Raw genomic sequence first — 9,653 nt, 5'->3', positions numbered from 1 at the left:
CACGGTGGGTCGGCGAGCCTTATAGTGGCTGGCGCACCGCCATCGCCGGCAAGCCGGCTCCTACCAGGAATGGGGTGTTTTCGCTGACCTGAAAGTCAATAAAACCGCCGGTTTGCGCCACTGGACAGATGGTCATTGCAGGGGCTGTTTATCTTGATTATTACGGTATACTGCGCGGCCTTCGGCCGGTCCAACCGGCCTTAATTCGTACACCAAGCCACGCCGGATTTCCCGCGTGGCTTGTTGTTTTTTGACGCGCCCGTGGGCGCCCAGAGAGAAGAGGCACGACGATGAGTGCATTGGTTGGCGTGATCATGGGCTCGAAGTCCGATTGGTCCACCCTTAGCCACACCGCCGATATGCTGGAAAAACTCGGCATTCCCTACGAAGTGAAAGTGGTCTCCGCCCACCGCACTCCGGATTTGCTGTTCCAGTATGCCGATGAAGCAGAATCCCGTGGCATCGAGGTGATCATCGCCGGTGCCGGCGGTGCAGCGCACCTGCCAGGCATGTGCGCGGCCAAGACCCACCTGCCGGTGCTCGGTGTGCCGGTGCAGTCGGCAATGCTCTCGGGCGTGGATTCTCTGTTGTCCATCGTGCAGATGCCGGCCGGTATCCCGGTGGCCACCCTGGCGATCGGCAAAGCGGGCGCGATCAACGCCGCGTTGCTGTCCGCGAGCATCCTGGGCGCCAAGCACCCGCAGTTCCATGCGGTGCTGAAAAAATTCCGTGCTGAGCAGACAGACAGCGTGCTGGACAATCCAGACCCACGCATTGCCTGAGGTTGTTGACGATGAAGATCGGTGTAATCGGTGGCGGCCAACTGGGTCGCATGCTGGCCCTGGCGGGAACCCCGCTGGGGATGAACTTCGCTTTCCTGGACCCGGCGCCGGACGCTTGTGCGGCTGCCCTGGGTGAACACCTGTGCGCTGACTACAGCGACCCGGACCACCTGCGCCAACTGGCCGATGAAGTCGACCTGGTGACCTTCGAGTTCGAAAGCGTCCCGGCCGAAACCGTTGCGTTCCTGTCGCAGTTCGTCCCGGTGTACCCGAGCGCCGAAGCTCTGCGCATCGCCCGCGACCGCTGGTTCGAGAAGAGCATGTTCAAGGACCTGGGGATCCCGACCCCGGCCTTCGCCGATATCCAGTCCCAGGCAGACCTGGACGCTGCAGTCGCCAGCATCGGCCTGCCCGCCGTGCTGAAAACCCGCACCCTGGGTTATGACGGCAAGGGCCAGAAAGTCCTGCGCACCGAAGCCGATGTGGTCGGCACCTTCGCCGAGCTGGGCAGCGTCGCCTGCCTGCTCGAAGGCTTCGTACCGTTCACCGGCGAAGTCTCGCTGATCGCCGTGCGTGCCCGTGATGGCGAAACCCGCTTTTACCCGCTGGTGCACAACACTCACGACAGCGGCATCCTCAAGCTGTCCGTGGCCAGCACCGACCACCCGTTGCAAGCCCTGGCCGAAGACTATTCCAGCCGTGTGCTCAAGCAACTGGATTACGTCGGCGTAATGGCGTTCGAGTTCTTTGAAGTCGACGGCGGCCTCAAGGCCAACGAAATCGCGCCGCGCGTGCACAACTCCGGGCACTGGACCACCGAAGGCGCCGAGTGCAGCCAGTTCGAGAACCACCTGCGGGCGGTTGCGGGTTTGCCGTTGGGTTCCACCGCCAAGGTCGGTGAGAGCGCCATGCTCAATTTCATCGGTGTTGTGCCGCCAGTGGAAAAGGTCATCGCCATCGACGACTGCCATCTGCATCACTACGGCAAGGCCTTCAAGGCCGGGCGCAAGGTCGGTCACGCCAACCTGCGCTGCAAGGACCGTGCGACCCTCGAGGCGCAGATCTTGAAGGTCGAGGCGCTGATCGCCGAGCAATAAGCCTCGGGTTGGCGGGAACCATTGGTTACCGCCGTCTCTCTGATTGCAGGATGGCAAAGCCTGACTAGTCTTTGCCATGACTCACATTCAATCAGAGGGAAATGCCATGGGTATCATCGGAACCATCTTCATCGGCTTGATCGTCGGTCTGCTCGCGCGTTTCCTCAAGCCGGGCGATGACAGCATGGGCTGGATCATGACCATCCTGCTGGGTATCGCGGGTTCCCTGGTCGCCACCTACGGTGGTCAGGCCCTGGGCATCTACCAGGCAGGCCAGGGCGCCGGCTTCCTCGGCGCGCTGATCGGCGCCATCGTGCTGCTGGTGATCTACGGTCTGCTGCGAAAAAAATGATTTAGCGTCACGGCCCTCTGCGCTGCGCAGGCGCAGGGGGCTAGAATGCCGACACTGCTAACCTTGTCGAGCCTCTCCATGCGCCGTCTTCTGTTTACCCTCTTATTACTGGGCTCTGCCCTGGCCCACGCCGGCGAACTGCCGGAAACCGACTGGCTTGACCTGATGCCGCTGTCGGACCAGAAAGCCCTCGAGGCCATGCCCGAGATCGACCACAACTCCCCCGAAGCCCAAGGCACGTTCACCGACAAGGGTGGCCTGAAACAGAGCAAGGGCTTGCCGGCGGTGATGTATTCGACCAAGACCGTGGCCGCCATGAACGGCAAGAACATCCGTATCGGCGGCTACCCGGTGCCGTTGGAAACTGATGCCAAAGGCCGCAGCACGCTGTTCTTCCTCGTGCCTTACCCAGGCGCGTGCATCCACGTGCCGCCACCGCCGCCGAACCAACTGGTCTTGGTGCGTTATCCCAAGGGGCTGAAGCTGGATGATATCTACACGCCGCTGTGGGTCACGGGCACGCTGAAAGTGGAGAAGGTCAACAATGACCTGGCCGATGCGGCCTATGCGCTGGATGCGGGGAAAGTGCGGGTCGTAAAGGAATCCGACCTCTAAACACCGCGAAACCCGTAGGAGCCGGCTTGCCGGCGATGAGGTGCTTGAGATCGAAGGAGATCTTGCGGGCCTCATCGCTGGCAAGCCAGCTCCTACATGGGGTTTGGGTTTACAGGGCTAGCGCTTTGATGCTCACGCCCAGGGTATGGCTTTCGCCGGGTGCCAGGCTCACCACATCATCCAGCACATTCGCCGTCTCGATGCACAGCATGCCTGCCCACCCATCATCGGCCATGTCATCAAACGCCTTGGCGCGTTCGGTCCAAGGGTTCCAGATAACGGTCGACGTCGAGCCCTGAGCGGTGAGCTGGATGCGGCGCTGCCAGTCTTTGTCGACAATATTCAGCCGGGACGGCGTATCGAGGTAGATGCGATCAGTCTCGGCGTTGAAGTGCAGCAGACCGGATTGTGCTTTCTCGGCCCAGCCGTCGGCGGTATCGATATACGCCAGCCCGTCCAGGCCTTCGACCTGCACGTTGCGCACGTCGCTCACCGCAAAGTAGGTATGCAGCGCCTGGCTGAGGGTCACGGTGTCAGTGCCACGGTTATGGCTGGTGAGGCGGATATGCAACTGGTCGTCCAGCAACAGGCTCAGCTTGAGGTCGACCTGATGGGGCCAGCCAGGAAAACCGCCTGCCGGGACTGGTAGCACCAGGTCCACCCGCAACGCTTCACCTTCGAGCTCGCTCGCGGCCAACGCCCACAGCGCTGTACGCACGAAACCATGGGCGCCGGCCGGCTGATCGCTCTGGCGCATCGCCTTGACGCTCTGCGGGTTGCGGTCGAATACACCAAACCACGGCCAGCACACCGGTACGCCGGTACGGATGCCCTTGCCCTTTTTGAACACCGCTTCAGGGTTCGGCCAGATCAGCGGCTGCTCGCCGGCGCGCTGGTAGCTGAAGATATGCGCGCCCTGTTGGGCCACCATCAGTTCGGCACCGTTGTGGCGGATGCGCCAGCAGTCCAGCTCGTCGATTTTCACGGTTTCAACGTGGGGCGTCGGCATAACAAAACACTCTTTATGGCAGGCAATGGGGCAATTGACCGTCAAAACCCCGCGAGGTTTAACGCGCGCGTGGTGGCACCGAACGCGTACGACCGCTGCCGTCGATGGCGACGAACACGAATACGGCCTCGGTAACCTTGCGCCACTCGCTGGACAGCGGGTCGTCGCTCCACACTTCGACCATCATCTGGATCGAGCTGCGGCCGATTTCCAGGGCCTGGGTATAGAAGGACAGTTGTGCGCCTACCGCGACCGGTACCAGGAACGCCATGCGATCAATGGCCACGGTTGCAACGCGCCCGCCCGCAACCTTGCTGGCCATCGCGGTGCCGGCCAGGTCCATCTGCGCGACCAGCCAGCCGCCGAAGATATCGCCGAAACCGTTGGTTTCACGTGGGAGTGCGGTGATTTGCAGGGCGAGATCGCCTTGCGGGATAGGATCTTCTTGTTCGAGTTCGATCATGCCGAGGGTGCCTCTGACCCGTAACGCTTCATGGGTATTTCAAGTGGATAGCCGTCTTCGAAAAAAACGTTTCAGCACCAACATACACCGCGTGATGCATTTCTCGTAAGGCGTACTAAAGGGAAACTCTGCCAAATCGGCTGGAAGGCACCCAACGACGTTTTGGCACAGCAGCCCCTCAAGACTGGGGTTCTTGCGCTTGCAGGGGCCGAGTATATCGAGACCCTGGCGCCACGACGACCTCTGGGCGCTCATTTGGTCGGCAATTAACGGCTGTATCGCGGCTTTTTCCGGCAACTGTGCTTCTGGGCGCCGTTAAAGGGCAGGAATGGGGAATATTTCATCGCTTTGAACTGTTATTCGCTCAACGCTGTGCTTTTTCTAGCGATTTGCTATCTTGCCAAACCTGCCGCAAGTCCCGCTTGCCGTCCTGATTACTATAAGAGAAGCCTTGCCATGTCCTCCGTGCCCGCAAGCAGTGCGCAACCTTCGCGCCCGCTGACCCGCAACGACTACAAAACCCTGTCGCTGTCTGCCTTGGGCGGGGCGCTGGAGTTTTATGACTTCATCATTTTCGTGTTTTTCGCCACCGTGGTCGGGAAACTGTTCTTCCCTGTGGACATGCCTGAATGGCTGCGCATGATGCAGACCTTCGGCATCTTCGCCGCTGGTTACCTCGCACGCCCACTGGGCGGCATCATCATGGCGCACTTCGGTGACCTGCTGGGCCGCAAGAAGATGTTCACCCTGAGCATCTTCATGATGGCCGTGCCGACCCTGATCATGGGCCTGCTGCCAACCTACGCGCAGATCGGCCTGTGGGCGCCGGTCCTGTTGCTGCTGATGCGCATCATCCAGGGCGCGGCCATCGGCGGCGAAGTACCCGGCGCCTGGGTGTTCGTCTCCGAGCACGTACCGCCACGCCATATCGGCTACGCCTGCGGCACCCTCACCAGCGGCCTGACGGCCGGGATCCTGCTGGGCTCGCTGGTGGCCACGGCGATCAACACTATTTATAGCCCGGAGCAGGTCTCGGATTACGCCTGGCGTATCCCGTTCCTGCTCGGCGGCGTGTTCGGCCTGTTGTCGGTGTACCTGCGCCGCTGGCTGCATGAAACACCGATCTTCGCCGAGATGCAGCAACGCAAGACCCTGGCCGCCGAGCTGCCATTGCGTGCAGTACTGCGTGATCACCGGGGTGCCATCGTGCTGTCGATGCTGCTGACCTGGCTGCTGTCGGCCGGTATCGTCGTTGTCATCCTGATGACCCCGACCGTGCTGCAAACGGTCTATCACTTCAGCGCCACGGTTGCGCTGCAGGCCAACAGCCTGGCCATCGTCGCCTTGAGCCTGGGCTGCATAGCCTCGGGTGCCCTGGCGGACCGCTTCGGTGCTGGCCGCGTGCTGATTGTCGGTTGCGCGCTGTTGCTGGCAACCTCCTGGACCCTCTATCACAGCCTCATCGCTCACCCGGACTGGCTGTTCCCGCTGTACACGCTGACCGGTCTGTTTGTAGGCACCATTGGCGTAGTGCCTTACGTCATGGTCAAGGCCTTCCCGCCGGTGGTGCGTTTCAGCGGGTTGTCGTTCTCCTACAACGTGGCCTACGCCATTTTCGGCGGCCTGACGCCGTTGGCGGTGTCGCTGCTGATGAAGGAAAGCCCGATGGGGCCGTCTTACTACGTGGCTGCCCTGTGTGTGATGGGGATGTTGGTGGGTGGGTATCTGTGGAAGCGTTCACGCTGATTCCTTGACATGCTCGCTCCCGCGCCCTGCGTGGGAGCGATGGCAACTCCTCGCTGCGCCCCTTCACCTTGCCGATAGTGGCCTTTCATCTAACTGTCACATTGCAGACATAGAGTGTTCACACGGCCTCCCGATACTTGGCCCCGATCCAACTATCCCTATCTGCTAGGAGCAAGGCATGAAACTGAAACGTTTGATGGCGGCAATGACTTTTGTCGCTGCTGGCGTTGCGACCGCCAACGCGGTGGCCGCTGGTGTTGATCCGGCAATTCCGGCTTACGTCAAGACCACTGGTGTGTCGGGCAACTTGTCCAGCGTCGGTTCCGATACCCTGGCTAACCTGATGACCCTGTGGGCTGAGGGTTACAAAAAGGAATACCCGAACGTCAACATCCAGATTCAAGCTGCCGGCTCCGCTACCGCGCCACCTGCGCTGACTGAAGGCACCTCCAACCTGGGCCCGATGAGCCGCAAGATGAAGGACACCGAACTGGCGGCCTTCGAGCAGAAGTACGGCTACAAGCCAACCGCTATCCCGGTCGCCGTGGATGCCCTGGCTGTATTCGTGCACAAGGACAACCCGATCCAGCACCTGACCATGGAGCAAGTCGACGCGATCTTCTCCTCGACTCGTCTGTGCGGTGGCAAAGCTGACGTGAAAACCTGGGGCGACCTGGGTGTGACCGGCGACCTGGCCAACAAGCCGGTGCAACTGTTCGGTCGTAACTCGGTATCTGGCACCTACGGCTACTTCAAAGAAGAAGCCCTGTGCAAAGGCGACTACAAGCCAAACGTGAACGAACAACCAGGCTCGGCTTCGGTCGTGCAGTCGATCAGCTCCTCGCTGAACGGCATCGGTTACTCGGGCATCGGCTACAAGACCGCCAGCGTGAAAACCGTGGCCCTGGCCAAGAAAGGCAGCACTGACTTCATCGAAGACAGTGAAGAAAACGCCCTGAACGGCAAATACCCGCTGTCGCGTTTCCTCTACGTGTACGTCAACAAAGCCCCGAACAAGCCTCTGGCCCCGCTGGAAGCTGAATTCGTGAAGCTGGTTCTGTCCAAGCAGGGCCAGGAAGTTGTGGTGAAAGACGGCTACATCCCACTGCCAGCCAAAGTCGCCGCCAAGGCCCTGGCTGACCTGGGTCTGAAAGAAGGCAACTGATTGCCTCTGCGGGGCCGGCCTGCCGGCTCCGCATCCGAATTTTCTAGTCCGCTGCCAGCCTAGCTTCGCGGCGGATTTGTTGCGTCACTGCACTGTCATCTTTCTGTCATACAGGATCGCTAGGGTGTGCGCATGAATGATCTGGCCAATTCCACCATGACGACGACTTCTCCCCCCAAGCGCATTGACTTCAATACGCCTGAGCTGCAACGTAAGCGCCGCATTCGCGCGCTCAAGGATCGCCTGACCCGTTGGTATGTGCTGGTCGGCGGCCTCGCCGTCCTCGGCGCGATCACCCTGATTTTCTTCTTCCTGGCTTACGTCGTCGCGCCGCTGTTCCAGGGTGCCTCATTGACCAAGGAAGACGCCCTGACCCCGGCCTGGATCCAGGACGCGGGCAAGCCGCTGATGATCTCCCTCGAAGAACAGAACCAGGTCGCCATGCGGGTTTCCGACAAGGGCCAGGCGCTATTCTTCAATGTGGAAACCGGCGCTGAACTCAATCGTGTCGACCTCCCACTGCCCGCCGGCACCAGCGTTGCGTCTATCGGTGAAGACCAGCCCGGTAGCCCGCTGGTGATCCTCGGCCTGTCCAATGGCCAGTCCCTGGTATTCCGCCACACCTATAAGGTGTCCTACCCGGACGGCAAGAAAACCATTACCCCCGCGGTCGAATACCCTTACGGTGAAACGCCGATCGTGCTGGATGACGCCGGTCGCCCGCTGGAGCATGTGGCCCTCAATGCCACGGACTCGTCCTTGGTGATTGCAGGTTCCGCTGGTTCGCACTTGAACGTGCTGTCCCTGAGCCGCGAAGAAAACATGATGACCGGCGAAGTCACCAGCGAGCAGAAGCGCATCGAGCTGCCGCAGATGACCGAGCCGGTGAAGGCGATCTTCATCGACCCACGCCAGCAATGGCTATATGTGATCAACGGCCGTGCCCTCGCCGATGTGTTCAGCCTGCGCGACAAGAGCCTCAATGGCCGCTACAAACTGCTGGAAGACGGCAATGCCGAAGTCACCGCCAGCACGCAACTGGTGGGCGGCATCTCGCTGATCATCGGTAACTCCAAGGGCGGCCTGGCCCAGTGGTTCATGGCCCGCGACCCGGATGGCGAGCAGCGCTTCAAGCAGATCCGCACGTTCCAGATGGGCACGACGCCTATCGTTGAAATCTCCGCCGAAGAGCGCCGCAAAGGCTTCACCGCCCTCGACGCTTCCGGCAAATTCGGCGTGTTCCACAGCACCGCGCACCGCACACTGCTGGTGGACCCGGTGGTCGATGGCCAAGGCGTGTACGGCATGTCGCCACGCGCCAACCGCGTGATCGTCGAAGCTGGCGGCAAGCTGCAACCGTTGCTGCTCGACAACCCGCACCCGGAAGTGTCCTGGAGTGCACTGTGGAGCAAGGTTTGGTACGAAAACTACGACGAGCCTAAATACGTCTGGCAATCGACCGCCGCCAACACCGATTTCGAACCCAAGATGAGCCTGGCCCCGCTGACCTTCGGCACCTTGAAGGCGGCGTTCTACGCCATGCTGCTGGCGGCGCCGCTGGCTGTTGCCGCGGCGATCTACACCGCCTACTTCATGGCCCCGAGCCTGCGCCGCAAGGTCAAGCCGGTGATCGAACTGATGGAAGCGATGCCGACGGTGATCCTCGGCTTCTTCGCCGGCCTGTTCCTGGCGCCGTATGTGGAAGGGCATCTGCCGGGCATCTTCAGTCTGTTGATGCTGTTGCCGATCGGCATCCTGGTGGCGGGTTTTGTCTTCAGTCGCCTGCCTGAATCCCTGCGCCTGCGGGTTCCCGATGGCTGGGAAAGCGCGATCCTGATCCCGGTGATCCTGTTTGTGGGCTGGCTCTCGCTGTACATGAGCCCGTACCTGGAAACCTGGTTCTTCGGCGGCGACATGCGCATGTGGATCTCCCACGACCTCGGCATCACCTACGACCAGCGCAATGCCCTGGTCGTCGGCCTGGCCATGGGTTTTGCGGTGATCCCGAACATCTACTCCATCGCCGAAGACGCCGTGTTCAGCGTGCCACGCGGCCTGACCCTGGGCTCGTTGGCCCTGGGTGCCACGCCGTGGCAGACCATGACCCGCGTGGTCATCCTGACCGCCAGCCCGGGCATCTTCTCGGCGCTGATGATCGGCATGGGGCGTGCGGTCGGCGAGACCATGATCGTGTTGATGGCCACCGGTAACACCCCGGTGATGGAGATGAACCTGTTCGAAGGCCTGCGAACGCTCGCGGCCAACGTCGCGGTGGAAATGCCGGAGTCGGAAGTGGGCGGCAGTCACTACCGCGTGCTGTTCCTTTCGGCGCTGGTGCTGCTGTTGTTCACCTTCATCATGAACACCCTCGCCGAGCTGATCCGTCAGCGTCTGCGCAAGAAATACTCGTCGCTTTAAGAAAGG

Annotated in this window: 9 protein-coding genes; 7 read left to right on the top strand and 2 right to left on the bottom strand. The window is 61.2% G+C overall.

The genetic code is table 11. The features are described 5' to 3' along the window. Positions 1–290: 290 nt before the first annotated feature. The 4 genes from purE (at position 291) to BM70_RS0112955 (ending at position 2,846) form a co-directional block, all read left to right on the top strand. Complete coding sequence (gene purE, locus BM70_RS0112970; RefSeq protein ID WP_003176980.1) at positions 291–782, top strand: 5-(carboxyamino)imidazole ribonucleotide mutase; 492 nt, start codon at positions 291–293, stop codon at positions 780–782. A gap of 11 nt (positions 783–793) precedes the next feature. After that, positions 794–1,879, top strand: coding sequence for a 5-(carboxyamino)imidazole ribonucleotide synthase (locus BM70_RS0112965; protein ID WP_025856397.1), 1,086 nt, complete (start codon positions 794–796; stop codon positions 1,877–1,879). 106 nt (positions 1,880–1,985) lie between these two features. Continuing rightward, a complete protein-coding gene (locus tag BM70_RS0112960) occupies positions 1,986–2,231 on the top strand; it encodes a GlsB/YeaQ/YmgE family stress response membrane protein (RefSeq protein WP_015886585.1) in 246 nt (81 codons plus the stop codon). Positions 2,232–2,309: 78 nt separating this feature from the next. Then, the gene (locus BM70_RS0112955) at positions 2,310–2,846 is read left to right on the top strand and encodes a DUF3299 domain-containing protein (protein WP_025856396.1); all 537 of its coding nucleotides are present in this window, start codon (positions 2,310–2,312) and stop codon (positions 2,844–2,846) included. Between the two features lie 109 nt (positions 2,847–2,955). Here BM70_RS0112955 and BM70_RS0112950 read toward each other — a convergent pair whose 3' ends face one another. Next, positions 2,956–3,855 carry a D-hexose-6-phosphate mutarotase gene (locus tag BM70_RS0112950; RefSeq protein WP_025856395.1) on the bottom strand — a complete coding sequence of 300 codons (900 nt, stop codon included), beginning with the start codon at positions 3,853–3,855 and terminating at the stop codon, positions 2,956–2,958. A gap of 58 nt (positions 3,856–3,913) precedes the next feature. Next, a complete protein-coding gene (locus BM70_RS0112945) occupies positions 3,914–4,318 on the bottom strand; it encodes an acyl-CoA thioesterase (protein WP_007896491.1) in 405 nt (134 codons plus the stop codon). 456 nt (positions 4,319–4,774) lie between these two features. On the opposite strand from BM70_RS0112945, the gene BM70_RS0112940 reads away from it, so the two are divergent. The 3 genes from BM70_RS0112940 to BM70_RS0112930 all read left to right on the top strand — a co-directional run bounded on the left by BM70_RS0112940 (position 4,775) and on the right by BM70_RS0112930 (position 9,647). Continuing rightward, complete coding sequence (locus BM70_RS0112940; RefSeq protein ID WP_025856394.1) at positions 4,775–6,064, top strand: MFS transporter; 1,290 nt, start codon at positions 4,775–4,777, stop codon at positions 6,062–6,064. A gap of 178 nt (positions 6,065–6,242) precedes the next feature. Beyond that, on the top strand, positions 6,243–7,229 hold the full coding sequence (locus BM70_RS0112935) for a phosphate ABC transporter substrate-binding protein PstS (protein WP_016978637.1): 987 nt from the start codon (positions 6,243–6,245) through the stop codon (positions 7,227–7,229). Between the two features lie 384 nt (positions 7,230–7,613). Beyond that, positions 7,614–9,647, top strand: a complete 2,034-nt coding sequence (locus BM70_RS0112930; protein ID WP_177326554.1) for an ABC transporter permease subunit — start codon at positions 7,614–7,616, stop codon at positions 9,645–9,647. Positions 9,648–9,653 lie beyond the last annotated feature (6 nt).

Source organism: Pseudomonas sp. CHM02, from assembly GCF_000612585.1.
Classification (GTDB): domain Bacteria; phylum Pseudomonadota; class Gammaproteobacteria; order Pseudomonadales; family Pseudomonadaceae; genus Aquipseudomonas.
The sequence above is the reverse complement of the archived record's forward strand: the minus strand, read 5'-3'. Positions and strand labels throughout refer to the sequence as shown.

Excerpts from the sequence above, each read along its gene's own strand:
- BM70_RS0112945 (WP_007896491.1), bottom strand. The coding sequence starts at position 4,318 with ATGATCGAACTCGAACAAGAAGATCCTATCCCGCAAGGCGATCTCGCC.
- purE (WP_003176980.1), top strand. The coding sequence starts at position 291 with ATGAGTGCATTGGTTGGCGTGATCATGGGCTCGAAGTCCGATTGGTCC.
- BM70_RS0112940 (WP_025856394.1), top strand. The coding sequence starts at position 4,775 with ATGTCCTCCGTGCCCGCAAGCAGTGCGCAACCTTCGCGCCCGCTGACC.
- BM70_RS0112935 (WP_016978637.1), top strand. The coding sequence starts at position 6,243 with ATGAAACTGAAACGTTTGATGGCGGCAATGACTTTTGTCGCTGCTGGC.
- BM70_RS0112950 (WP_025856395.1), bottom strand. The coding sequence starts at position 3,855 with ATGCCGACGCCCCACGTTGAAACCGTGAAAATCGACGAGCTGGACTGC.
- BM70_RS0112960 (WP_015886585.1), top strand. The coding sequence starts at position 1,986 with ATGGGTATCATCGGAACCATCTTCATCGGCTTGATCGTCGGTCTGCTC.
- BM70_RS0112965 (WP_025856397.1), top strand. The coding sequence starts at position 794 with ATGAAGATCGGTGTAATCGGTGGCGGCCAACTGGGTCGCATGCTGGCC.
- BM70_RS0112955 (WP_025856396.1), top strand. The coding sequence starts at position 2,310 with ATGCGCCGTCTTCTGTTTACCCTCTTATTACTGGGCTCTGCCCTGGCC.